This window comes from Streptococcus oralis subsp. tigurinus (assembly GCF_002356415.1).
In the GTDB taxonomy this organism is placed as follows: domain Bacteria; phylum Bacillota; class Bacilli; order Lactobacillales; family Streptococcaceae; genus Streptococcus; species Streptococcus oralis_F.
This window is the reverse complement of record NZ_AP018338.1, coordinates 1,182,168-1,206,441: the sequence shown is the minus strand read 5'-3', so window position 1 is coordinate 1,206,441 and position 24,274 is coordinate 1,182,168. Positions and strand designations below refer to the sequence as shown.

Here is a 24,274-nt window from a genome sequence, read left to right as displayed (position 1 = left end):
ATCTTGTGTGTAATGGACGCACAAAAATACAGTTTATCCGCTGAGGAAGGTTCCTCAAGATTGACAAAGATAGGAGAATAAAATGAATCCATTAATCCAAAGCTTGACTGAAGGTCAACTTCGTACAGATATCCCATCATTCCGTCCTGGTGACACTGTTCGTGTACACGCGAAAGTTGTCGAAGGTAACCGTGAACGTATCCAGATTTTTGAAGGTGTTGTTATTGCACGTAAAGGTGCTGGCATCTCAGAAAACTACACAGTTCGTAAAATCTCTAACGGTGTAGGTGTTGAGCGTATCTTCCCAATCCACACTCCACGTGTTGAAAAGATCGAAGTTGTTCGTTACGGTAAAGTACGTCGTGCGAAATTGTACTACTTGCGTGCACTTCAAGGTAAGGCAGCTCGTATCAAAGAAATCCGTCGTTAATTCGACTAAAAAACTCTGCTTACCCAGCAGGGTTTTTCTCTAGCTCCCTTAGTTCAATGGATATAACAACTCCCTCCTAAGGAGTAGTTGCAGGTTCGATTCCTGCAGGGGGCATATAAATTATTGATTTTACTAGGGGTTTGAGGTGTTTCGCCCCAAATCCGCCCCTAAATTACAAGAATTATATAAAGTGTCGATGTAGAATCGATAAGCAACTGCTAGAAGTACTTTAACAAAATATCATGGATTATAAAATTTGGAGTAATAATGGTTGATAAAGATTGTTATTTTGATAAGATAGAATCTATCTTAAACGGATCTAGCAATTTTTATATTTCTTCAACTGAACAATTGAATAAATGTTTAGATCATGTTGTTCAGTTGATTTCGGATTCATATGTTTTATATATAAATGATTCATATACCTCCTCATCTTTTTTAGCTATTAGTGTGTTGGAAGAGGTTGGAAAAATTCAAATGGGAATATTTATTAAAGGTTCAGATTCCTATATGAGAAAAGATAAATTAAGAGATCATAAGTCTAAACAAATTGTAGGTGCGAGTCACACTATTTGTATTGGCGAAAGGATTAAAAATTCAATTTCTAATGAAAATTTGGAGAAGATTTTTAAATTTATTTATTCTGGTGAATTAAAAGATTTAAGAGAAAAAGCAATTTATTGTGATAGAAAAAATAACAATATTGTGACACCAAAAGATTTAATTACTCAAGAACTTGCAAGAAATCTACTTTTATTTGCGATAGAATCATTTGATGATAATCTGGTGGGATGGACAGATCACTCAATCGAGTTATCAAAGAAAACTGATTTATTTTTTGAAACTATTGCTAATTCTAAGATGAAATAGATAAAAACCGCTCAGCTGAGCGGTTTTCATATTTTATCATACTTTACAATACCCACGTACGAATAGCATGAGCAACGCCGGATTCATCATTTGTTTTAGTGATGTATTTGGCGATTTTTTTGAGTTCTGGATTTCCATTTTCCATGACAACAGGATTACCAACGACTTCCAGCATGGCACGATCATTTTCCTCGTCACCAATCGCCATGGTTTCATCTGTGGTCAATCCGAGTTTTTCAGCTAGGTGAGTGATGGCTGAACCCTTGTCTACATTCTTTTTAAGGAGTTCGAGGTAAAAGGGAGCTGATTTGTTAATAGAGTAGCGCTCGTAAAATTCGGCTGGAATCTTTTCAATCGCAGCATCGAGGATTTCTGGTTCATCGATAAACATACACTTGACGATTTCCTTGTCAGCCATTTCTTCGGGAGTACGGTAGAAAATGGGCATGTTGACGAGGGTTGATTCGTGCACCGTGTATTTTCCGATATTGCGATTGGCAGTATAGATACCGTCCTTGGTAATGGCGTGCATGTGGACACCAAGCTTGCGACTGAGAAATTCCATATCGAGATAATCCTCATAGGCTAAAGATTCGCTGATAATCTCATGGCCAGTAGCAGTTTCTTGGACAAGGGCACCGTTGAAGGTTACCACATAGTCACCCTCGTCTCTCAACTGCAAGTCGTCCAGCAATTTGGCAACACCTGCGATAGGACGACCCGTTGCAATCACGACTTTGACACCAGCTTGTTTGGCATCTTGGATGGCCGAAAAGACTTCCGGAGTGATTTCCTTTTTACTGTTAACCAGGGTACCATCGATATCGACGGCGATTAGTTTAATACTCATATATTTCCTCTATTCCTTCTTATTTGGGGTAAAATGATCGTTCTCAATCAAGTGTAAAAATTGCTGGGTGATACTTGCAAAGATACTGTTTTGGTCCAACATTTCTTTTGGAAAATAGAAACGATTGTCTCCGTGGCGACTGCCAGCAAGGGATTGGACGATAGGAGACAGGCTAGAGAGTTCTGCCAGTTCACCATTTTTTTGTAAAATCTCAATCTGTGTCCGCGGGTTTTCAGATTCGGGACGATAGATATCATAAGGGAGGTCAAAGTTCTTATGAATAGCAGTATAGTAGTCTGGATCAAAACCGATTTCTTCAACCAGTTGTCTCATGGTTGCGAGTTGGTCTTGGTCTTCTTGTGAAAAAGTAATGGATTTAAAGACCTTGCGGTTGACAAAGCGTTGCGACAGGTCTGCTAGTATCTTATCAGGACTAGTCATCCAGAGCTGGAAGTAGGTATTCATCACACCGTCATCAAGTGCCAGGTAGTCAGATAGAGTAACTTTCTTTTCAAAAAAAGGTAGCAAATGAGGAGAAGTGCGTGCAAAGAAGTCCTTATCTTCAGGATAGAGTTCCTTGGCGCGTTTGAGGAGATTCTGTAGGAGGACTTCCATGGCCCGAGTTGCTGGGTGGAAATAAACCTGCATATACATTTGGTAGCGACTGAGGACATAGTCTTCAATAGCGTGCATGCCATTGCGCTGAAAGGCGATGCCATTTTCGACAGGACGAATCACTCGAAGGATCCGTGTCAGGTCAAATTCCCCATATGATGCTCCTGTAAAATAGGAGTCACGCAAGAGATAGTCCATGCGGTCTGCATCAATCTGACTAGAAATGAGCTGTACGACCTGCTTGTTAGGATAGGTATGGTCGATGACGCTAGCCACCTTTTTGGGGAAATCAGGTGCCACTTGTAGCAGGACTTTGTGAATCTCTGTCTCAGGACTTTGGATGATTTCCTGGGTAATGGCTTCATGATCTGTATCAAAGAGATGCTCAAAAGTATGGGAGTAGGCCCCATGTCCAAGGTCATGTAGGAGCGCAGCGGTCATGGTCAAGAGAGACTCAGCAGGATCCCATTCTTCAGGATATTTTTCTTCAAAAATCTCCGTGATACGTCGTGCAATCTCATACACTCCAAGACAATGGGAGAAGCGACTGTGCTCCCCACCGTGGAAGGTATAACTGGAAGTTCCTAGTTGCTTAATACGGCGTAGACGTTGAAATTCCTTTGTATTGATCAAGTCATAGATGACCTGGTTGTTTACATGGATGTAGTTGTGAACTGGGTCACGGAATACTTTTTCGTTCATATGACCATTATAGCAAAAAGCTAGAGTTTTTGGTAAAATAGTAGGACAAGAGACAAGAAAGAGGACCTGATGTGAAGATTCGGATGCGAAATACGATTCAGTTTGATGAACAGTTGGAAGTCATAGACCAGCTCTATAACGTGGAAGTGCGTGAAAAGGGAGATTATAGCTATCTGCTTTTCTACAATGAGGAAAAGGAAAAAGTGGTTCTCAAGTTTCATAGTCAAGAACTGGTGATGACCCGTTTCTCGAGTCCCAAAACCATCATGCGTTTTCTAAAAGATAGTGATAGTTTGGCCTATATTCCTACTCCAATGGGGATGCAGGAGTTTATCATTCAAACGAATCACTACAAACTGGATGGGCAAAAGATTGAGCTCGCCTACCAACTGCAAAACCAAGAGGGACATCTTTTTGCCAGCTATCAATTAGAAATTACTTGGGGATAAGAAAAAGGTTGGCAAATGCCAACCTTATTTGATATAGAGTTCTTGATTTTTTAGAACAATTTCACGTACACTTGCGAATTTCTTGAGTTTTTTAAGTTCTTCAGGATGGGTTACGAGAGTGATTACGTAGCCCTCTTTGCCCATGCGACCTGTACGGCCAGCGCGGTGGGTGTAAGTTTCGATGTCTCTAGGAATATCAAAGTTTACGACGCATTCTAGGCTATCAATATCAATTCCACGAGCCAGAAGGTCTGTTGCAAGGAGCAAGGTTAGCTGCTTGTCCTTAAACTTTTCCAAGATAACTTTTCTAAACTTGACATTGACATCACTAGCGAGGGAAACAGCCAAGATATCCCGATACTGTAGTTTTTCCTCAGCACTTCCAAGGTCTGAGAGGCCATTAAAGAAGATCAGACCGCGGAAATCCTCAACATGAGCTAGTTTTCGTAGCATATCCACTCGGTGACGTTGGTCAACCTGCATGTAGAAGTGTTGGATGTTGTCTAACTTTTGGTCAGAAAGGTCGATGGTGCGCGTGTTTGGAGCAATCTTTTCTTGGTCAAACTTGGTCGTCGCACTCATGTAGATGAGTTGGTGGTCACGAGGTGCGTAGTGGGTAATTTTCTCTACAAAGTGAATCTGAGAATCATCGAGCAATTGGTCAAATTCATCCAGAATGACAGTTTCCACATTCATCATCTTGATTTTTTTCAATTTAATCAACTCAAAGATACGGCCAGGAGTTCCAATCAGAATTTCTGGTCCTTTTTTTAGGCGTTCAATCTGGCGTTTCTGACTCGAACCTGATAAGAAGAGCTGAGCAGTCAAGCCGATAGCCTCTGACCACGTTTTACATACATCAAAAATCTGTCCAGCAAGTTCTGTATTCGGTGCTAGAATCAAGAGTTGTTGGGCTTTTTTCTTTTGTAGTCTGAGAAGACTTGGCAGGAGGTAAGCGAGGGTCTTACCAGTTCCTGTTGGGCTCACTCCCAGAAGGTTTTCTCTAGCAAGTATAGGCTCAAATAGTTGAGTTTGAATGGGGGTGAATTCTTGGAAACCAAGTTGGTCACTTAGTTCTTGCCATTCAGTAGGTAGTTTGGTTTTCATTTTTCTGCCTCAAATCTAATGCCAGCAGTCTGGCGCATGGTATATAATAGGTCATGAACAGAACCTGCATCATCCAGCCAGTTCTGGTAAAGTGTCTGGTCTGGTTGCTGAATCATGTGTGCAAATGCAGCGGCTTCCTCAGCCATCGTATGAGGAGCCTGTTGGATAGGGAGCTGGACTTGATTTCCTTGGTGGTCGGTAAAAATAGCTGAGCGTACATGCTCAATCGTGTTGAGTGTCAAGGTACCATCTGCTGTGTAGATCTCGCAAGGAAGATTGGAAGTGATGTTTTTTCCTGCCTTGATATGAACTTGAAAGTCAGGGTAGAAGAGGATACCATCACCATTTAGGTCAATGCTATTGTCAAGCTGTTGAGCCTGGTAGGTCGCGTCATGAGCCTTTCCAAAGAGACGAATAGCAGCGTAGATAGGATAGATCCCCAAGTCCATAAGAGCTCCACCAGCAAAACGGTCTGAAAAGACATTGGGCGTATGCCCAGCCAACAAGTCAGGCATCTTGGAAGAATACTTGGCATAGTTGAAATCTGCTCCCAGCACTTGCTTGTCTGCTAAAAAGTTTTTGATAGTGGTAAAAGCTTCTTCGTGGTAATTACGAGCTGCTTCAAAGATAAAACAGTGATTTTTCTCAGCTGTTTGCCTCAAATCTAGCCATTCATGTGGCTGAGTGACAGCTGGCTTTTCAAGAATGACGTGTTTCCCAAAAGACAAGGCAGTCTTGGCTTGAACAAAATGCAAGGAATTTGGACTGGCGATATAAACTACATCAAAGGAAGACTTAAAGAAGTTTTCTAATTGATCAAAGAGCTGGATATCTTGATAGCGAGAAGCAAAGGTTGCCGCTGTCTCTATCTTTCTAGAGTAGACAGCGACCAGCTGGTACTCACCACTGGCATGGGCTGCCTCTATGAAATGATGGCTGATAGCTCCTGTTCCGATGACACCTAATTTAAGCATAGATACTCCTTTTCCGATTTTAGATCCTTCCTTCATTATAACATAGAAAAGAAGGACTATCCAACAGATGGTAAAAATTTTCAAATGGACTACGCTTTTCTCAAAGAAAGTGGTACAATATTTAGATAGGTAGATAAAATGAAAAGGGGGAGAAAATGAGATTATTACCAATAAGAAAAATATCACGTCAGTCTAAGAGGCTAGCGCTTTTTTTGACTTTTTGCGCAGGATATGTAGATGCCTATACCTTTATCGTGCGAGGAAATACCCTTGTGGCAGGACAGACTGGAAATGTGGTTTTTCTATCAGTAGGACTCATTCAACACAATGTGTCAGATGCCAGTGCCAAAGTAATGACCTTGCTAGCTTTTATGATGGGGGTCCTTTTATTAACTGTCTATAAGGAAAAATTGAGAATTGTTAAAAAGCCAATTTTGTCCGTAATTCCACTTGCAGTCTTGTCCCTAATTATTGGCTTTGTGCCGCAAACTGTAGAGAATATCTATCTCGTACCGCCATTGGCCTTCTGTATGGGACTGGTGACAACTGCTTTTGGAGAAGTATCAGGGATTGCCTATAATAATGCTTTTATGACCGGGAATATCAAACGAACCATGTTGGCTTTTGGAGATTATTTTCGGACTAAGCATACGCCTTTCCTACGAGAGGGCTTGATTTTTGTTAGCTTGCTTAGCAGTTTTGTCTTCGGAGTTGTTTTTTCAGCTTATTTGACGATTTACTATCAGGAGAAGACAATTCTAGGTGTTCCTCTTATGATGAGTATCTTTTACTTCAGTATGCTTTTTGCTTCTTGGAGAAAAAAAGGAGAGAAAAAACTGAATTTTAATTGATTTTGCTTGTAAGAAAAAAGAAGATATGCTATAATCGAAGAGTTGACTATGCACAGTCCTGTGCAACCGCACGAACATCGTTGCTCATCGTATACAAAATTTAAACTTTGTTATACTTAGAGCTCTTCTTTTAAGTGGTTCGTCCCACGATGCTAGGCGAGTCTTCACAAAAATACGGGGAAACCCTAAAAATCATAGGAGGTGCATAATGAGCACATACGCAATTATCAAAACTGGCGGAAAACAAGTTAAAGTTGAAGTTGGTCAAGCAGTTTACGTTGAAAAATTGAACGTTGAAGCTGGTCAAGAAGTTACTTTTAACGAAGTTGTTCTTGTTGGTGGTGAAAACACTGTTGTCGGAACTCCACTTGTTGCTGGAGCTACTGTAGTTGGAACTGTTGAAAAACAAGGAAAACAAAAGAAAGTTGTTACTTACAAGTACAAACCTAAGAAAGGTAGCCACCGCAAACAAGGTCATCGTCAACCATATACAAAAGTTGTCATCAACGCGATCAACGCTTAATTTTTAAGGAGAACACATGATACAAGCAGTCTTTGAGAGAGCCGAAGATGGCGAGCTGAGGAGTGCGGAAATTACTGGACACGCCGAAAGTGGCGAATACGGCTTAGATGTCGTGTGTGCATCGGTTTCTACGCTTGCCATTAACTTTATCAATTCCATTGAGAAATTTGCAGGCTACGAACCAATCCTAGAATTAAACGAAGATGAAGGTGGCTATCTAAAGGTTGAAATACCAGAGGATCTTCCTTCGCACCAGAGAGAAATGACCCAGTTATTCTTTGAATCATTTTTCTTAGGTATGGCAAACTTATCGGAGAACTCTTCTGAGTTCGTCCAAACCAGAGTTATCACAGAAAACTAACACGGAGGAAAACATTATGTTAAAAATGACTCTTAACAACTTGCAACTTTTCGCCCACAAAAAAGGTGGAGGTTCTACATCAAACGGACGCGATTCACAAGCGAAACGTCTTGGAGCTAAAGCAGCTGACGGACAAACTGTAACAGGTGGATCAATCCTTTACCGTCAACGTGGTACACACATCTACCCAGGTGTAAACGTTGGACGTGGTGGAGACGATACTTTGTTCGCTAAAGTTGAAGGCGTAGTACGCTTTGAACGTAAAGGTCGCGATAAGAAGCAGGTTTCTGTTTACCCAATCGCTAAATAAAAAGGTTCAGTGAACCTTTTTATCCCGAGCCTTAAAATGAAAAGGCGAGGAAGCTAGAAGTAGCATAAAATAAGGCTTTCCGAGTTTTCGGAGAGCCTATTTTTTGTTTTGATACCCATTTTGAATGTAATAGAGAATAGTTGGATTTAAACTTGCGATGGCCACTTTTTTCCTTTTTGGAAAACTTCTAAAATATGGTATAATGAACAGATAGAGAAGTTGGGGGTAAAAGATGAACATTCAACAATTACGCTATGTTGTGGCTATTGCCAATAGTGGTACTTTCCGTGAAGCTGCTGAAAAGATGTATGTTAGTCAGCCAAGTCTATCTATTTCTGTGCGCGATTTGGAAAAAGAGTTAGGCTTTAAGATTTTCCGTCGGACGAGTTCGGGAACGTTTTTGACCCGTCGTGGTATGGAATTTTATGAAAAAGCGCAGGAGTTGGTCAAAGGCTTTGATGTTTTTCAAAATCAGTATGCCAATCCTGAGGAAGAAAAGGATGAATTTTCCATTGCCAGTCAGCACTATGACTTCTTGCCACCAACCATTACGGCCTTCTCAGAACGTTATCCTGACTACAAAAACTTCCGTATTTTTGAATCAACTACTGTTCAAATCTTAGACGAAGTAGCCCAAGGACACAGTGAGATTGGGATTATCTACCTCAACAATCAAAATCAAAAAGGAATTATGCAACGGGTTGAAAAGCTTGGTTTAGAAGTTATTGAACTAATTCCTTTCCAGACTCACATTTATCTTCGTGAAGGGCATCCTTTAGCACAGAAAGAGGAATTGGTCATGGAGGACCTAGCGGATTTACCAACAGTTCGTTTCACCCAGGAAAAGGATGAGTATCTATACTATTCAGAGAACTTTGTCGACACCAGCGCGAGCTCACAGATGTTCAATGTGACCGACCGTGCTACTTTGAATGGTATTTTGGAGCGGACGGATGCCTATGCGACAGGTTCAGGATTTTTAGATAGTGACAGTGTCAATGGAATCACAGTCATTCGTCTCAAGGATAATCTAGATAACCGCATGGTCTACGTCAAACGTGAGGAAGTGGAGCTTAGCCAAGCTGGGACTCTCTTCGTAGAAGTCATGCAAGAATATTTTGATCAAAAGAGGAAATCATGAAAAAAAGAGGAATAGTAGCAGTCATTGTACTGCTTTTGATTGGGTTGGATCAGTTGGTCAAAAATTATGTTGTCCAGCAGATTCCACTGGGTGAAGTTCGTTCGTGGATCCCCAATCTCGTTAGCTTGACCTACCTGCAAAATCGTGGGGCAGCCTTCTCCATGCTGCAAGATCAGCAGTGGTTATTTGCTGTTATTACACTGGTCGTCATGGTAGGTGCCATTTGGTATCTACATAAACACATGGAGGATTCTCTATGGTTGGTTTTTGGACTGATTTTGATAATTGCTGGAGGTCTGGGCAACTTTATCGACAGAATGAGTCAAGGTTTTGTGGTGGATATGTTTCACCTAGACTTTATCAACTTTGCGATTTTCAATGTTGCTGACAGCTATTTGACAGTTGGTGTTATCGTTTTATTGATTGCAATGCTTAAAGAGGAAGTAAATGGAAATAAAAATTGAAACTAGTGGGCAACGTCTAGACAAGGCTCTGTCGGATCTGACAGAATTGTCACGCAGTCTCGCGAATGAACAAATCAAGGCTGGACAAGTTTTGGTTAATGGGCAAGCCAAGAAAGCAAAATACACTGTCCAAGAGGGAGATATCGTCACCTACCATGTGCCAGAACCAGAGGTTTTAGAGTATGTGGCTGAGAATCTGCCACTAGATATCATCTACCAAGATGAGGATGTAGCCGTTGTTAACAAACCTCAGGGAATGGTGGTGCATCCGAGTGCTGGTCATACTAGCGGAACCTTGGTCAATGCCCTCATGTACCATATCAAAGACTTGTCAGGTATCAATGGGGTTCTCCGACCGGGTATCGTTCACCGCATTGACAAGGACACATCTGGACTTCTCATGATTGCAAAAAATGATGAGGCCCACTTAGCACTCGCTCAAGAACTCAAGGACAAGAAGTCTCTCCGCAAATACTGGGCGATTGTTCATGGCAATCTTCCCAATGATCGTGGTGTCATTGAAGCGCCGATTGGTCGTAGTGAAAAAGACCGTAAGAAACAGGCTGTGACTGCTAAAGGAAAGCCTGCAGTAACACGTTTTCACGTCTTGGAACGCTTTGGAGATTATAGCTTAGTGGAGTTTCAACTGGAAACAGGGCGTACCCACCAGATTCGTGTTCATATGGCTTATATTGGCCATCCGGTCGCTGGTGATGAAGTCTATGGTCCTCGAAAAACACTGAAAGGACATGGACAATTCCTCCATGCCAAGACTCTAGGTTTTACCCATCCGAGAACAGGTGAGACCTTGGAATTCACAGCAGATATTCCAGAGATTTTTAAAGAAACGCTGGAAAGATTGCGTAAAACTGAGAATAGATAAAAGAGTTGAGATGTCTTGTCTCAACCTTTTTTATTTCAAGTCTTTTCTATTTTAAAGTATTCATGTTATAATGGATAAATATGAAGAATCGGAGTGAGAATATGAAGTACAAACGAATCGTCTTTAAGGTGGGGACCTCCTCCTTGACAAATGAAGACGGGAGTTTATTAAGAAGTAAAGTAAAGGCAATTACCCAGCAATTGGCTATGCTGCATGAGGCTGGACATGAGTTGATTTTAGTGTCATCTGGGGCAGTTGCCGCTGGATTTGGGGCTTTGGGTTTTAAAAAACGTCCGACCAAGATTGCAGATAAACAAGCTTCGGCTGCAGTTGGTCAGGGACTTTTGTTGGAGGAATACACAACCAACCTCCTCATGCGCCAGATCGTTTCTGCACAAATCTTGCTGACACAGGATGATTTTGTAGATAAACGTCGCTATAAGAATGCCCATCAGGCCTTGTCTGTATTGCTTCATCGTGGTGCCATTCCCATCATCAATGAAAATGACAGTGTCGTCATTGACGAACTCAAGGTGGGTGATAATGACACCCTGAGTGCCCAGGTAGCGGCGATGGTTCAGGCGGATCTTTTGGTTCTCTTGACTGATGTGGACGGCCTCTATACTGGAAATCCTAATTTGGATCCAACAGCTAAGCGTTTGGAGAGAATTGAGACCATCAATCATGAGATTATTGATATGGCTGGTGGAGCAGGTTCGTCAAACGGAACTGGGGGTATGCTGACAAAAATCAAGGCGGCTACGATTGCGACGGAGTCGGGTGTGCCAGTCTATATCTGCTCTTCCTTGAAATCAGATGCCTTGATTGAGGCAGCGGAAGAAACTAGGGATGGTTCCTTCTTTGTTGCGCAAGAGAAGGGACTTCGTACCCAGAAACAATGGCTGGCTTTCTATGCACAAAGTCAGGGAACGATTTGGGTAGATGGTGGAGCTGCAGAGGCACTTTCAAAAAACGGGAAAAGTCTCCTTTTATCGGGTGTGGTAGAAGTGGAAGGAAACTTCTCTTACCACGATATTGTAACAGTAGCAGATAAAGAAACAGGTCAATCTCTTGGAAAGGGACGTGTCCAATTTGGCGTCTCAGCTCTAGAAGATATGCTCCGTTCTCAAAAAGCTAAGGGAGGCTTGATTCACCGTGATGACTGGATTTCCATCACTCCTGAAATCCAGCTGCTCTTTACAGAATTTTAGAGGTGAACGATGGTAAGTACACAAGAACAATTTGAACAGGTACAGGCTGTTAAAAAATCAATCAATACTGCCAGTGAAGCAGTAAAAAACCAAGCCTTGCTAGCCATGGCTGATTATTTATTGGCAGCTACTGAGGAGATTTTAGCGGCCAATGCCCTTGATATGGCAGCGGCCAAAGGTAAAATCTCAGATGTTATGCTAGACCGTCTTTATTTGGATGCGGGACGTATAGAAGCGATGGCAAGAGGGATTCGTGAAGTGGTTGCTTTACCAGATCCCATTGGTGAAGTCTTAGAAACAAGTCATCTTGAAAATGGCTTGCTTATCACCAAAAAACGTGTGGCCATGGGGGTTATTGGTATTATCTACGAAAGTCGTCCAAATGTGACGTCTGACGCGGCTGCTTTGGCTCTCAAGAGTGGAAATGCGGTTGTTCTTCGTAGTGGTAAGGATGCCTATCAAACAGCCCATGCCATTGTCACAGCCTTGAAGAAGGGCTTGGAGACGACTACCATTCACCCAGATGTGATTCAACTGGTGGAAGATACTAGCCGTGAAAGCAGCTATGCCATGATGAAGGCCAAGGGCTATCTAGACCTCCTCATTCCTCGTGGAGGGGCTGGTTTGATAAATGCCGTGGTTCAGAATGCTATCGTACCTGTTATTGAGACAGGGACTGGGATTGTCCATGTCTATGTAGATAAGGATGCAGACGAAGACAAGGCTCTATCGATCATCAACAATGCTAAAACTAGTCGTCCTTCTGTCTGCAATGCCATGGAGGTTTTGCTGGTTCATGAAGACAAGGCAGCGGATTTCCTTCCTCGCTTGGAGCAAGTTCTGGTTACAAGTCGGGAAGAAGCTGGGCTGGAACCGATTCAATTCCGCCTAGATAGCAAAGCAAGTCAGTTTCTTTCAGGTCGAGCAGCTGAGACTCAAGACTTTGATACCGAGTTTTTAGATTATATCCTAGCAGTTAAGGTTGTGAGCAGTTTAGAAGAAGCAGTTTCCCATATTGAAGCTCACAGTACCCATCATTCGGATGCCATTGTGACGGAAAATGCTGAAGCTGCAGCTTACTTTACAGATCAAGTGGACTCTGCAGCAGTTTATGTCAATGCCTCAACGCGTTTCACTGATGGTGGGCAATTTGGTCTTGGATGTGAGATGGGGATTTCTACTCAGAAACTGCATGCGCGTGGGCCTATGGGCTTGAAAGAGTTGACCAGCTACAAGTATGTGGTTACTGGTGACGGACAGATAAGGGAGTAAGAGATGAAGATTGGATTTATCGGTTTGGGAAATATGGGAGCTAGCTTGGCTAAGGCTGTTTTGCAGGCCAAGACGGGTGCTCAGATTCTCCTTGCCAATCGTAGTCAAGCGAAAGTAGATGCTTTCATCACTAATTTCGGTGGTCAGGCTTCCAGCAATGAAGAAATTTTTGCAGAAGCAGATGTGATTTTTCTAGGAGTTAAGCCTGCTCAGTTCTCAGACTTGCTTTCTCAATACCAGACCATCCTTGAAAAAAGAGAGAGTCTTCTTTTGATTTCTATGGCGGCTGGATTGACTTTGGAAAAACTGGCAAGTCTTCTGCCAAGTCAACACCGGATTATTCGCATCATGCCCAATACACCAGTGGCTATCGGCCAAGGAGTGATTAGTTATTCCATGTCAGCAAACTGTCGTGCTGAGGACAGGGAACTCTTTTGTCAGTTATTAGCCAAGGCTGGCCTCTTGGTTGAACTTGGGGATGGCTTAATCGATGCTGCGACAGGTCTTGCAGGTTGTGGACCAGCCTTTGTCTACCTTTTTATCGAGGCTTTAGCAGATGCGGGTGTGCAGACAGGATTGCCCCGAGAAAGGGCTTTGAAAATGGCAGCCCAAACAGTAGTCGGCGCTGGACAAATGGTTCTCGAAAGCCAGCAACATCCTGGAGTTTTGAAAGACCAAGTTTGCAGCCCAGGAGGTTCGACTATTGCTGGTGTAGCGAGTCTGGAAGAACATGCCTTTAGAGGTATAGTCATGGATGCAGTTGGTCAAGCCTATAAACGAACACAAGAACTAGGTAAATAAGAGGTGGCTTTGCCTGCCTCTTTTATGGTGCATGGAATGAGAAGATAAAAAGATTGTCACAAACCTCTATTTTTTTGATAGAATAGAAGGTAGAAAAAAAGAAATGAGTTAGACATGTCAAAAGGATTTTTAGTTTCTCTTGAGGGACCGGAGGGAGCAGGGAAGACCAGCGTTTTAGAGGCTCTTCTCCCAATTTTAGAGGAAAAAGGAATAGAGGTGTTGACGACCCGTGAGCCAGGTGGAGTCTTGATTGGGGAGAAGATTCGTCAAGTGATTTTGGATCCAAGTCATACGCAGATGGATCCTAAAACGGAACTCCTTCTCTATATCGCCAGTCGTAGGCAGCATTTGGTAGAAAAAGTTCTTCCAGCCCTTGAAGCTGGCAAGTTGGTCATTATGGACCGCTTCATCGATAGTTCTGTTGCTTATCAGGGATTTGGTCGTGGCTTGGATATTGATGCCATTGATTGGCTCAATCACTTTGCGACAGATGGCCTCAAACCCGATTTGACCCTTTATTTTGACATTGAGGTGGAAGAAGGGCTGGCTCGCATTGCTGCTAATAGTGATCGCGAGGTCAATCGTTTGGATTTGGAAGGCTTAGACTTGCACAAAAAAGTCCGCCAAGGCTACCTTTCTCTTCTGGACAAAGAAGGAAATCGTATTGTTAAGATTGATGCCAGTCTTCCCTTGGACCAAGTTGTGGAAACTACCAAGGCAGTCTTATTTGACAGAATGGGCTTGGCTAAATGAAACAAGATCAACTAAAGGCTTGGCAACCAGACCAGTTTGACCGCTTTGTCCGTATCCTAGAACAAGATCAGCTCAATCACGCCTATCTCTTTTCAGGTTTCTTTGGAAGCTTGGAAATGGCGCAGTTTTTGGCTAAGAGCCTCTTTTGTACGGATAAAGTAGGCGTTCTACCATGTGAGAAATGCCGAAACTGTAAGCTGATTGAGCAGGAAGAATTTCCAGATGTCACCTTGATTAAGCCTGTTAATCAGGTCATCAAGACAGAACGCATTCGGGAATTGGTGGGTCAGTTTTCTCAAGCAGGGATTGAAAGTCAGCAGCAGGTTTTTATTATCGAGCAGGCGGAGAAAATGCATCCTAACGCGGCTAATTCTCTGCTCAAGGTCATCGAAGAACCCCAGAGTGAAGTTTACATTTTCTTCTTAACTAGTGATGAGGAAAAGGTGTTGCCGACTATCCGTAGTCGGACCCAGATTTTCCACTTTAAAAAGCAAGAAGAAAAGCTCATCTTGCTCTTAGAACAAATGGGACTGGTTAAGAAAAAGGCGACTCTTTTAGCCCAGTTTTGTCAATCACAAGCTGAAGCTGAAAAGTTGGTCAATCAGGCAAGCTTTTGGACTATAGTTGATGAAAGCGAGCGCTTACTGACTTGGTTAGTAGCCAAGAAAAAAGAGAGTTATTTGCAAGTGGCTAAATTAGCCAGCTTAGCTGATGATAAGGAAAAGCAGGATCAGGTCTTGCGAATCCTTGAAGTTCTCTGTGGGCAGGACCTCTTGCAAGCAAGGATCCGACAGATTTTACAAGATTTGCTAGAAGCTAGAAAAATGTGGCAGGCTAATGTCAGCTTTCAAAATGCCATGGAATATCTGGTCTTGAAAGAAATATAAACTCAATGAAGGATAAAGAAAGGAAAGGGCTGGTTTATGGACAAAAAAGAATTATTTGATGCGCTGGACGATTTTTCCCAACAGTTATTGGTGACCTTAGCCGATGTGGAAGCCATCAAGAAAAATCTCAAGAGCCTGGTAGAGGAAAATACAGCTCTTCGCTTGGAAAACAGTAAGTTGCGTGAACGCTTGGGCGAGGTAGAAGCAGATACACCTGTCAAGGCCAAGCATGTTCGTGAAAGCGTCCGTAGGATCTATAAAGACGGATTTCACGTTTGTAATGATTTTTATGGACAACGTCGAGAGCAGGACGAGGAATGTATGTTCTGTGACGAGTTGTTGTACAGGGAGTAGGCATGCAGATTCAAAAAAGTTTTAAGGGGCAGTCTCCCTATGGCAAGCTATATCTAGTGGCAACGCCGATTGGTAATCTAGATGATATGACCTTTCGTGCCATCCAGACATTGAAAGAGGTGGACTGGATTGCTGCTGAGGACACGCGCAATACAGGTCTCTTACTCAAGCATTTTGATATTTCGACCAAACAGATCAGTTTTCATGAGCACAATGCCAAGGAAAAAATTTCTGATCTGATTGGTTTTCTGAAGGCGGGACAAAGTATTGCTCAGGTTTCTGATGCGGGTCTGCCCAGCATCTCGGATCCTGGTCACGATTTAGTCAAGGCAGCCATCGAGGAAGAGATTGCAGTTGTCACAGTTCCAGGTGCCTCTGCAGGGATTTCTGCCTTGATTGCTAGCGGATTGGCGCCACAACCACATATTTTTTACGGATTCTTACCGAGAAAATCAGGCCAGCAGAAGCAATTTTTCGACTCAAAAAAAGACTATCCAGAAACTCAGATTTTCTACGAATCGCCCCATCGTGTGGCAGATACATTGGAAAATATGCTAGAAGTCTACGGCGACCGCTCGGTTGTCTTGGTCAGGGAATTGACCAAAATCTATGAAGAATACCAACGAGGAAAGATCTCTGAATTGCTTGAAAGCGTGGCTGAAACGCCACTCAAGGGTGAGTGCCTTCTCATCGTTGAAGGTGCCAGTCAGGATGTGGAGGAAAAGGACGAGGAGGACTTGTTTTCAGAAATCCAAGCTCGTATCCAGCAAGGAATGAAGAAAAATCAAGCCATTAAGGAAGTTGCGAAACTCTACCAGTGGAATAAAAGTCAGCTCTATGCTGCCTACCACGATTGGGAAGAGAAACAATCCAACGACTAAACAGGGAAGTTTGCCTTCTTCCCTTTTTTTGTTATACTAGTAAAAGAAAAATTAGAAAGATTTGTGGGTGTCAAACAATCCAGTGGCTTGTTTGAATATGGACTGATATTCCACCCAAAGAGGTATTAGTGTCGTGTCTCAATCTTATATCAATGTTATCGGAGCAGGTTTAGCAGGGTCTGAAGCTGCCTACCAAATCGCAGAGCGTGGTATTCCAGTTAAACTCTATGAAATGCGTGGTGTCAAGTCAACACCCCAGCACAAAACAGACAATTTTGCTGAGTTAGTTTGTTCCAATTCTCTTCGTGGAGATGCTCTGACAAATGCTGTTGGGCTTCTCAAGGAAGAAATGCGTCGCTTGGGTTCTGTTATCTTGGAATCAGCAGAAGCTACACGTGTTCCTGCAGGCGGGGCCCTTGCGGTGGACCGCGATGGCTTCTCTCAAATGGTGACCGAAAAAGTAGCTAATCATCCCTTGATTGAAGTGGTGCGTGATGAAATTACAGAGTTGCCGACTGATGTTATTACAGTTGTCGCTACTGGTCCTTTGACTAGTGATACCCTAGCTGAGAAGATTCATGCCCTCAATGACGGTGATGGTTTCTATTTCTACGACGCTGCAGCACCTATTATCGATGTCAATACTATCGATATGAGCAAAGTTTATCTCAAATCTCGTTATGATAAGGGAGAGGCAGCCTACCTCAATGCTCCGATGACCAAGCAAGAGTTTATGGATTTCCATGAAGCCTTGGTCAATGCGGAGGAAGCTCCGCTCAATTCTTTTGAAAAAGAAAAGTACTTTGAAGGTTGTATGCCGATTGAAGTCATGGCAAAACGTGGCATTAAAACCATGCTTTATGGCCCTATGAAACCAGTTGGTCTGGAGTACCCAGAGGACTACACAGGCCCTCGTGATGGAGAATTTAAAACACCTTATGCGGTCGTCCAGCTTCGTCAGGATAATGCGGCTGGTAGTCTCTACAATATCGTTGGTTTCCAGACCCACCTCAAATGGGGAGAACAAAAACGTGTCTTCCAAATGATTCCAGGTCTTGAAAATGCGGAGTTTGTTCGCTATGGGGTCATGCATCGCAATTCTTATATGGATTCACCAAATCTTCTTGAACAGACTTACCGTTCTAAGAAACAACCAAACCTTTTCTTTGCTGGTCAAATGACGGGTGTGGAAGGCTATGTTGAGTCAGCAGCCTCAGGCTTGGTTGCAGGTATTAACGCAGCTCGACTCTTTAAAGGAGAAAGCGAGGCTATTTTCCCAGAGACAACAGCGATTGGAAGTCTGGCTCATTACATCACTCATGCAGATAGCAAACATTTCCAACCCATGAATGTCAACTTTGGCATTATCAAGGAGTTGGAAGGCGAGAGTATCCGTGATAAGAAGGCTCGTTATGAAAAAATTGCAGAGCGTGCCCTTACCGACTTAGAGGAATTTTTAACTGTCTAATTTTTTTGAAAGAATTGCTCATGGTACTATAAAAATCTTAGAAATTGTGATAAAATAGGTAGGATGAAAAAAGGAGAGTAAAAATGGCGAACCCCAAGTATAAACGTATTTTAATCAAGTTATCAGGTGAAGCCCTTGCTGGTGAACGTGGCGTAGGGATTGATATCCAAACAGTTCAAACAATCGCAAAAGAGATTCAAGAAGTTCATAGCTTAGGTATTGAAATTGCCCTTGTTATTGGTGGAGGGAATCTCTGGCGTGGAGAGCCTGCTGCAGAAGCAGGAATGGACCGTGTTCAGGCAGATTACACTGGAATGCTTGGGACCGTTATGAATGCTCTTGTGATGGCAGATTCATTGCAGCAAGTTGGCGTAGATACGCGTGTGCAAACTGCCATTGCTATGCAACAAGTGGCAGAACCTTATGTACGTGGACGTGCCCTTCGTCATCTTGAAAAAGGCCGTATCGTTATCTTTGGTGCCGGAATTGGTTCACCTTACTTCTCAACAGATACAACAGCGGCTCTTCGTGCAGCTGAAATCGAAGCAGATGCCATTCTGATGGCTAAAAATGGCGTAGATGGTGTTTACAATGCCGATCCTAAGAAAGATAAGACAGCCGTTAAGTTTGAAGAATTGACTCACCGTGATGTTATCAACAAAGGTCTTCGTATCATGGACTCAACAGCTTCAACCCTCTCAATGGATAACGACATTGACTTGGTTGTCTTCAATATGAACCAACCAGGCAACATCAAACGTGTCGTATTTGGTGAAAATATCGGAACAACAGTTTCAAATAATATCGAAGAAAAGGAATAAGAAAGATTATGGCTAACGCAATTATTGAAAAAGCGAAAGAGAGAATGACTCAGTCTCACCACTCACTTGCTCGTGAATTTGGAGGTATCCGTGCAGGTCGTGCTAATGCAAGCTTGCTTGACCGTATTACTGTTGAATACTATGGTGTCGAAACACCTCTTAATCAAATCGCTTCTATCACTATTCCAGAAGCGCGTGTTTTGTTAGTAACGCCATTTGACAAGTCTTCATTGAAAAACATCGAACGCGCCTTGAACGCTTCTGACCTTGGTATCACACCAGCTAATGACGGTTCTGTGATTCGCTTGGTTATTCCAGCTCTTACAGAAGAAACTCGTCGTGACCTTGCTAAAGAAGTGAAGAAGGTCGGTGAAAATGCCAAAGTAGCTATTCGTAACATCCGTCGTGATGCTATGGACGAAGCTAAGAAACAAGAAAAAGCAAAAGAAATCACTGAAGATGAATTGAAGACCCTTGAAAAAGATATTCAAAAAGTAACAGACGATGCTGTGAAACACATCGACGATATGACTGCCAACAAGGAAAAAGAACTTTTGGAAGTCTAAGAAATAAACAGAAAAACTCAGTTGGCATTGCTGGCTGAGTTTTATTCGAAAGAAGGAAATATGAATACAAATCTTGCAAGTTTTATCGTTGGACTTATCATCGATGAAAATGACCGTTTTTACTTTGTGCAAAAGGATGGTCAAACCTATGCACTTGCCAAGGAAGAAGGTCAACATACAGTAGGGGATACGGTCAAAGGTTTTGCCTACACGGACATGAAGCAAAAACTTCGCCTGACAACCTTAGAAGTGACTGCGACTCAGGACCAATTTGGTTGGGGAACCGTAACAGAAGTTCGTAAGGACTTGGGTGTCTTTGTGGATACAAGTCTACCCGATAAGGAAATTGTGGTTTCGCTTGATATTCTCCCTGAGCTCAAGGAACTCTGGCCTAAGAAGGGGGACAAACTCTACATCCGCCTTGAAGTGGACAAGAAAGACCGTATCTGGGGACTCTTGGCTTATCAAGAAGATTTCCAACGTCTGGCTCGTCCTGCCTACAACAACATGCAGAACCAAAACTGGCCAGCTATTGTTTACCGTCTCAAGCTGTCAGGGACCTTTGTCTATCTGCCAGAGAATAACATGCTTGGTTTCATTCACCCAAGTGAACGCTACGCAGAGCCACGTTTGGGGCAAGTGTTAGATGTGCGTGTCATTGGTTTCCGTGAAGTGGATCGTACTTTGAACCTATCCCTCAAACCACGTTCCTTTGAAATGTTGGAAAATGATGCTCAGATGATTTTGACCTACTTGGAAAGCAATGGCGGTTTCATGACCTTAAATGATAAGTCATCTCCTGAGGACATCAAGGCAACCTTTGGCATTTCTAAAGGTCAGTTCAAGAAAGCACTCGGTGGCTTGATGAAGGCTGGTAAAATCAAGCAAGATCAGTTTGGGACAGAGTTGATTTAAACCTTATAGACATGATAAAGAAACTTGAAGAAATGAGTTTAGAGGAACTCTGGCAACTTTTTCCTATTTTTCTAGTAGAGCACAAGTCAGAGTGGAAAGACTGGTATGAATCGGAAAAAGCAAATCTGAAAAAAATATTGGGTGCAAATGTTATTAAAAGAATAGAACATATCGGTAGCACTGCTATCCCTAATATTTGGGCTAAAAATATCGTTGATATTCTGCTAGAAGTAGGTAAAATAGAGGATTTAGCAAGAGTTAGGGATTTATTGGTGAAGAATGGGTGGCTAGTGATGTCGGAGAGTCCTAACAGGATTTCGCTAAATAAAGGCTATACAGAGCAGGGCTTTGCCGAGAAAGTTTTTCATTTACATTTGCGAATGACGGGAGATCATGACGAGATTTATTTTAGAGATTATCTCTGCCAGCATCCAGATATTGCCCAAGCGTATCAGGAATTAAAACTAAGTTTGTGGAAAAAATTTGAACACAACCGAGACGCCTATACAGATGCGAAAACAGATTTTATAAACCACTACGTTTCAGAGGCTAAGTCTAGTAATTTTCAAGAATCAGAAAAGTGTCATTAAAAAACTCTTGATAGGAGAAAGAATTGAGAAAATCATTTTACACTTGGCTCATGACCGAGCGCAATCCTAAAAGTAACAGTCCTAAAGCTATCTTGGCAGACCTCGCTTTTGAGGAGTCAGCTTTTCCAAAACACACGGATGATTTTGATGAGGTGAGTCGCTTTTTGGAGGAGCATGCCAGCTTCTCTTTTAACCTAGGAGACTTTGACGCCATCTGGCAAGAATACTTAGAACACTAGAGACAATGAGATGAGGCTAGTATTTTATTGTTCTCTTTGCTATAATAAAAAGAAATAAACGGATTAGAGAGGTTCTTTATTTGAAGGAACATTCAATAGACATTCAACTAAGTCACCCAGATGACTTGTTCCATCTTTTTGGTTCCAATGAGCGCCATCTTCGTTTGATGGAAGAAGAGCTCGATGTGGTGATTCATGCCCGTACGGAGATTGTCCAGGTTTTGGGAGAAGAGACTGCCTGTGAAGAAGCCCGTCAGGTTATCCAAGCCTTGATGGTCTTGGTGAATCGGGGGATGACCGTTGGCACGCCAGATGTGGTGACTGCGATTAGCATGGTCAAAAACGATGAAATCGACAAGTTTGTCGCCCTTTACGAAGAAGAAATTATCAAAGACAATACTGGGAAGCCTATCCGTGTCAAAACCTTGGGTCAAAAGCTTTATGTGGATAGTGTCAAACAGCATGATGTGACCTTTGGAATCGGACCTGCAGGGACAGGGAAGACCTTTCTTGCAGTGACCTTGGCAGTGACTGCCCTTAAACGTGGGCAAGTCAAGAGGATTATCCTCACTCGTCCAGCAGTGGAAGCAGGTGAGAGTCTAGGATTTCTTCCGGGTGATCTCAAAGAGAAGGTCGATCCTTACCTTCGACCTGTTTACGATGCCTTGTATCAGATTCTCGGCAAAGATCAGACGACCCGTCTCATGGAGCGTGAAATTATCGAAATCGCGCCCCTTGCCTACATGCGTGGGCGGACCTTGGATGATGCCTTTGTCATTCTCGATGAGGCACAAAATACGACCATCATGCAGATGAAGATGTTCCTGACTCGTTTAGGCTTTAATTCGAAGATGATTGTCAATGGAGATATCAGCCAGATTGACCTACCACGTAATGTCAAGTCCGGTTTGATTGATGCTCAAGAAAAACTTAAGAACATTCACCAAATCGACTTTGTTCATTTTTCAGCTAAGGATGTGGTTCGCCATCCTGTTGTTGCTCAGATTATCCGAGCCTATGAACCAGCTCCAGTTAAGGTTGAAGAAAAGAACCAAGAAACAGAATAGCAAAAAAGCAGTTCAGATGTGAACTGCTTTTTTTAATGAGTGTCTAGTTTTAAACAAGTTCGTCGATAGACGTATAATCTTTATCGAGGCCTTGAGCAACTGGGAGGCTAGTTAAGTAACCTTTATAAGTGGTCACACCTTGACGCAAGCCCTCATCTTCAGCAATTGCTTGTGCAAAACCTTTGTCAGCCAATGCTTCGATATAAGGAAGAGTGACATTGGTTAGGGCGATGGTTGAAGTACGAGCAACCGCACCAGGGATATTGGCAACGGCATAGTGGAGAACACCGTGTTTTTCATAGACAGGTTCATCGTGCGTTGTCACACGGTCAGCTGTCTCGATAACGCCACCTTGGTCAACGGCAACGTCAACAATGACAGAGCCTGGACGCATTTGTTTGACCATCTCATCTGTCACCAATTTTGGTGCTTTGGCACCAGGGATGAGAACTGCACCAATCACCACATCAGCATCTCTCACACTTGCTTCGATGTTGAATGAATTAGACATAAGAGTTTGAATTTGGTTTCCAAAGACTTCTTCTAGAACTGAGAGACGCTTGGCACTGATATCTAAAATAGTCACTTGAGCACCAAGACCAAGGGCGATGCGGGCAGCATGTGTACCGACGACACCACCACCGATGATGGTTACTTTTCCTTTTGGAACACCTGGTACACCACCAAGTAGAACACCAGAGCCACCAGCTTGCTTGGTAAGGAAGTGAGCTCCGATTTGAACAGCCATACGACCTGCAACCTCACTCATAGGAACGAGGAGCGGTAGTTGTCCTTGATTGTCACGAACAGTTTCATAGGCAATTCCTGTTGTTTTGGCTGCTAACATAGCATCTGCTAATTCTGGCGCAGCAGCCATGTGCAAATAGGTGAAGAGGAGAAGGTCGTCGCGCAAATAACCGTATTCAGAAGCTAGTGGTTCTTTTACTTTCACGACTAACTCGGCAGCCCAGGCTTCAGCAGCAGTTGCGACAATCTCAGCTCCTTGCTTTTGATAGTCTGCATCAGTAAATCCTGAACCGAGACCAGCATTTGTTTCGATGAGAACACGATGTCCACGACTGACTAAACTGTGGACGCCAGCAGGAGTGAGGGCGACACGGTTTTCGTTATTTTTAATTTCTTTTGGGATTCCGATTAACATAGAGATAACTTACCTTTCAATTGACGGGATTGTTTTAGTTGTCACATTTCAGTTCATAAATCAAAAATGTGATGATTTTATTGTATATGAAACCGCTTCAAAAATCAAGGAAAACTTGTCATTAAAATTTATTTATGCTAGACTAGTGAGAATCAAGCTCTAATGGAGGGGAAAGTATGGAATCAATATTTGTTAAATTTGCCCAGTATCCATCTATAGAAACGAAGCGTTTATTGCTCCGACCTGTAACCTTGGATGATGCAGAAGCTATGTTTGAGTATGCTTCAGACAGAGAAAATACACGCTACACTTTTCCAACAAATCAAAGCTTAGAAGAAACTAAGAGTAACATTGCTCAGTTTTACTTGGCTAATCCCTTGGGACGTTGGGGGATTGAACTAAAAAGCAATGGCCAGTTTATCGGAACTATTGATTTGCATAAGATTGACCCCATTCTCAAAAAAGCAGCTATTGGTTACATTATTAACCAAAAATATTGGAATCAAGGATTGACGACAGAAGCCAATCGTGCCGTGATTGAACTGGCTTTTGAGAAGATTGGAATGAACAAGTTGACCGCTCTTCACGACAAAGACAATCCCGCATCTGGCAAGGTCATGGAGAAATCAGGTATGCGTTTTTCCCACGAAGAACCCTATGCCAGAATGGATAATAAAGAACCAGGTCGAATTATCACAAGAGTTTATTATGTCTTGACTAAGGAAGACTATTTTGCAAATAAATAAGCAGTTGAAAA

Annotated in this window: 31 protein-coding genes, 1 tRNA gene and 1 other annotated feature; of the genes, 26 read left to right on the top strand and 6 right to left on the bottom strand. The window is 42.7% G+C overall.

The window, feature by feature from the left end; genetic code table 11:
- Positions 1–82 precede the first annotated feature (82 nt).
- The 3 genes from rplS (at position 83) to STO1_RS06125 (ending at position 1,300) form a co-directional block, all read left to right on the top strand.
- Positions 83–430, top strand: coding sequence for a 50S ribosomal protein L19 (gene rplS, locus STO1_RS06135; protein ID WP_001068669.1), 348 nt, complete (start codon positions 83–85; stop codon positions 428–430).
- A 42-nt stretch (positions 431–472) separates the two neighbouring features.
- Positions 473–544: transfer RNA gene (locus STO1_RS06130), tRNA-Arg, on the top strand.
- A 153-nt stretch (positions 545–697) separates the two neighbouring features.
- Entirely contained in the window at positions 698–1,300 is a 603-nt protein-coding gene (locus STO1_RS06125) for an AbiV family abortive infection protein (RefSeq protein WP_061588093.1), read from the top strand.
- A gap of 43 nt (positions 1,301–1,343) precedes the next feature.
- Here the strand turns inward: STO1_RS06125 and yidA are convergent, their stop codons facing one another.
- Both yidA and STO1_RS06115 read right to left on the bottom strand, forming a co-directional pair.
- Complete coding sequence (gene yidA / locus STO1_RS06120; protein WP_007521524.1) at positions 1,344–2,150, bottom strand: sugar-phosphatase; 807 nt, start codon at positions 2,148–2,150, stop codon at positions 1,344–1,346.
- Between the two features lie 9 nt (positions 2,151–2,159).
- Positions 2,160–3,467, bottom strand: coding sequence for an HD domain-containing protein (locus STO1_RS06115; protein ID WP_061588094.1), 1,308 nt, complete (start codon positions 3,465–3,467; stop codon positions 2,160–2,162).
- Positions 3,468–3,538: 71 nt separating this feature from the next.
- On the opposite strand from STO1_RS06115, the gene STO1_RS06110 reads away from it, so the two are divergent.
- Positions 3,539–3,916, top strand: a complete 378-nt coding sequence (locus STO1_RS06110) for a YwiB family protein (RefSeq protein WP_007521529.1) — start codon at positions 3,539–3,541, stop codon at positions 3,914–3,916.
- Positions 3,917–3,940: 24 nt separating this feature from the next.
- Here the strand turns inward: STO1_RS06110 and STO1_RS06105 are convergent, their stop codons facing one another.
- Positions 3,941–5,023, bottom strand: a complete 1,083-nt coding sequence (locus STO1_RS06105) for a DEAD/DEAH box helicase (protein ID WP_007521532.1) — start codon at positions 5,021–5,023, stop codon at positions 3,941–3,943.
- Positions 5,020–5,997: a Gfo/Idh/MocA family protein gene (locus STO1_RS06100; RefSeq protein ID WP_007521534.1), complete on the bottom strand. Its 978-nt coding sequence runs from the start codon at positions 5,995–5,997 to the stop codon at positions 5,020–5,022. The genes STO1_RS06105 and STO1_RS06100 overlap by 4 nt, the downstream gene beginning before the upstream one ends.
- A gap of 155 nt (positions 5,998–6,152) precedes the next feature.
- On the opposite strand from STO1_RS06100, the gene STO1_RS06095 reads away from it, so the two are divergent.
- From STO1_RS06095 to rpmA, 4 genes are all read left to right on the top strand, one after another.
- Positions 6,153–6,848 (top strand): YoaK family protein, encoded by a 696-nt coding sequence (locus tag STO1_RS06095; RefSeq protein ID WP_025172575.1) that lies wholly within the window; start codon positions 6,153–6,155, stop codon positions 6,846–6,848.
- 54 nt (positions 6,849–6,902) lie between these two features.
- Positions 6,903–7,022, top strand: a sequence feature (ribosomal protein L21 leader region).
- Positions 7,023–7,056: 34 nt separating this feature from the next.
- Positions 7,057–7,371: a 50S ribosomal protein L21 gene (gene rplU, locus STO1_RS06090; protein WP_000109141.1), complete on the top strand. Its 315-nt coding sequence runs from the start codon at positions 7,057–7,059 to the stop codon at positions 7,369–7,371.
- A 16-nt stretch (positions 7,372–7,387) separates the two neighbouring features.
- The gene (locus STO1_RS06085; protein WP_033584014.1) at positions 7,388–7,732 is read left to right on the top strand and encodes a ribosomal-processing cysteine protease Prp; all 345 of its coding nucleotides are present in this window, start codon (positions 7,388–7,390) and stop codon (positions 7,730–7,732) included.
- A 16-nt stretch (positions 7,733–7,748) separates the two neighbouring features.
- Positions 7,749–8,042: a 50S ribosomal protein L27 gene (gene rpmA / locus STO1_RS06080; protein ID WP_000916509.1), complete on the top strand. Its 294-nt coding sequence runs from the start codon at positions 7,749–7,751 to the stop codon at positions 8,040–8,042.
- Positions 8,043–8,138: 96 nt separating this feature from the next.
- On the opposite strand, the gene STO1_RS09980 is transcribed toward rpmA, so the two are convergent.
- A complete protein-coding gene (locus tag STO1_RS09980) occupies positions 8,139–8,282 on the bottom strand; it encodes an AraC family transcriptional regulator (protein WP_096422422.1) in 144 nt (47 codons plus the stop codon).
- Between STO1_RS09980 and STO1_RS06070 the strand changes: the two genes are divergently transcribed.
- From STO1_RS06070 to STO1_RS05990, 17 genes are all read left to right on the top strand, one after another.
- A complete protein-coding gene (locus tag STO1_RS06070; protein WP_001025723.1) occupies positions 8,275–9,183 on the top strand; it encodes a LysR family transcriptional regulator in 909 nt (302 codons plus the stop codon). The genes STO1_RS09980 and STO1_RS06070 overlap by 8 nt on opposite strands.
- Positions 9,180–9,647, top strand: a complete 468-nt coding sequence (gene lspA, locus STO1_RS06065; RefSeq protein WP_084944455.1) for a signal peptidase II — start codon at positions 9,180–9,182, stop codon at positions 9,645–9,647. The genes STO1_RS06070 and lspA overlap by 4 nt, the downstream gene beginning before the upstream one ends.
- Positions 9,631–10,530, top strand: coding sequence for an RluA family pseudouridine synthase (locus tag STO1_RS06060; protein ID WP_096422420.1), 900 nt, complete (start codon positions 9,631–9,633; stop codon positions 10,528–10,530). The genes lspA and STO1_RS06060 overlap by 17 nt, the downstream gene beginning before the upstream one ends.
- Before the next feature lie 101 nt (positions 10,531–10,631).
- A complete protein-coding gene (gene proB, locus STO1_RS06055) occupies positions 10,632–11,741 on the top strand; it encodes a glutamate 5-kinase (RefSeq protein WP_231869997.1) in 1,110 nt (369 codons plus the stop codon).
- Positions 11,742–11,750: 9 nt separating this feature from the next.
- Positions 11,751–13,013: a glutamate-5-semialdehyde dehydrogenase gene (locus tag STO1_RS06050; RefSeq protein WP_007521547.1), complete on the top strand. Its 1,263-nt coding sequence runs from the start codon at positions 11,751–11,753 to the stop codon at positions 13,011–13,013.
- 3 nt (positions 13,014–13,016) lie between these two features.
- Positions 13,017–13,814 carry a pyrroline-5-carboxylate reductase gene (proC, locus tag STO1_RS06045; protein WP_007521548.1) on the top strand — a complete coding sequence of 266 codons (798 nt, stop codon included), beginning with the start codon at positions 13,017–13,019 and terminating at the stop codon, positions 13,812–13,814.
- Positions 13,815–13,928: 114 nt separating this feature from the next.
- Positions 13,929–14,567: a dTMP kinase gene (tmk, locus tag STO1_RS06040; RefSeq protein ID WP_007521549.1), complete on the top strand. Its 639-nt coding sequence runs from the start codon at positions 13,929–13,931 to the stop codon at positions 14,565–14,567.
- On the top strand, positions 14,564–15,454 hold the full coding sequence (locus tag STO1_RS06035; protein WP_096422416.1) for a DNA polymerase III subunit delta': 891 nt from the start codon (positions 14,564–14,566) through the stop codon (positions 15,452–15,454). The genes tmk and STO1_RS06035 overlap by 4 nt, the downstream gene beginning before the upstream one ends.
- Before the next feature lie 36 nt (positions 15,455–15,490).
- On the top strand, positions 15,491–15,808 hold the full coding sequence (gene yabA / locus STO1_RS06030) for a DNA replication initiation control protein YabA (RefSeq protein WP_000358229.1): 318 nt from the start codon (positions 15,491–15,493) through the stop codon (positions 15,806–15,808).
- Between the two features lie 2 nt (positions 15,809–15,810).
- Positions 15,811–16,689 carry a 16S rRNA (cytidine(1402)-2'-O)-methyltransferase gene (gene rsmI, locus STO1_RS06025; RefSeq protein WP_096422414.1) on the top strand — a complete coding sequence of 293 codons (879 nt, stop codon included), beginning with the start codon at positions 15,811–15,813 and terminating at the stop codon, positions 16,687–16,689.
- Positions 16,690–16,822: 133 nt separating this feature from the next.
- Positions 16,823–18,157, top strand: a complete 1,335-nt coding sequence (gene trmFO / locus STO1_RS06020) for a methylenetetrahydrofolate--tRNA-(uracil(54)-C(5))-methyltransferase (FADH(2)-oxidizing) TrmFO (RefSeq protein WP_007521552.1) — start codon at positions 16,823–16,825, stop codon at positions 18,155–18,157.
- Between the two features lie 83 nt (positions 18,158–18,240).
- A complete protein-coding gene (gene pyrH / locus STO1_RS06015; RefSeq protein WP_000002996.1) occupies positions 18,241–18,978 on the top strand; it encodes a UMP kinase in 738 nt (245 codons plus the stop codon).
- Positions 18,979–18,986: 8 nt separating this feature from the next.
- Entirely contained in the window at positions 18,987–19,544 is a 558-nt protein-coding gene (gene frr, locus STO1_RS06010; RefSeq protein ID WP_096422412.1) for a ribosome recycling factor, read from the top strand.
- A gap of 60 nt (positions 19,545–19,604) precedes the next feature.
- Positions 19,605–20,459 carry an RNA-binding virulence regulatory protein CvfB gene (cvfB, locus tag STO1_RS06005; RefSeq protein ID WP_096422410.1) on the top strand — a complete coding sequence of 285 codons (855 nt, stop codon included), beginning with the start codon at positions 19,605–19,607 and terminating at the stop codon, positions 20,457–20,459.
- Between the two features lie 11 nt (positions 20,460–20,470).
- Positions 20,471–21,049 carry a GrpB family protein gene (locus STO1_RS06000; RefSeq protein ID WP_061588095.1) on the top strand — a complete coding sequence of 193 codons (579 nt, stop codon included), beginning with the start codon at positions 20,471–20,473 and terminating at the stop codon, positions 21,047–21,049.
- Positions 21,050–21,072: 23 nt separating this feature from the next.
- Positions 21,073–21,288, top strand: coding sequence for a YozE family protein (locus tag STO1_RS05995; protein ID WP_001232084.1), 216 nt, complete (start codon positions 21,073–21,075; stop codon positions 21,286–21,288).
- An 80-nt stretch (positions 21,289–21,368) separates the two neighbouring features.
- Positions 21,369–22,355 carry a PhoH family protein gene (locus tag STO1_RS05990; protein WP_000658201.1) on the top strand — a complete coding sequence of 329 codons (987 nt, stop codon included), beginning with the start codon at positions 21,369–21,371 and terminating at the stop codon, positions 22,353–22,355.
- Between the two features lie 49 nt (positions 22,356–22,404).
- Here the strand turns inward: STO1_RS05990 and ald are convergent, their stop codons facing one another.
- Positions 22,405–23,517 carry an alanine dehydrogenase gene (ald, locus tag STO1_RS05985; RefSeq protein ID WP_045616943.1) on the bottom strand — a complete coding sequence of 371 codons (1,113 nt, stop codon included), beginning with the start codon at positions 23,515–23,517 and terminating at the stop codon, positions 22,405–22,407.
- A 176-nt stretch (positions 23,518–23,693) separates the two neighbouring features.
- On the opposite strand from ald, the gene STO1_RS05975 reads away from it, so the two are divergent.
- A complete protein-coding gene (locus STO1_RS05975; RefSeq protein WP_084939084.1) occupies positions 23,694–24,263 on the top strand; it encodes a GNAT family N-acetyltransferase in 570 nt (189 codons plus the stop codon).
- The last annotated feature ends 11 nt before the right edge of the window (positions 24,264–24,274 follow it).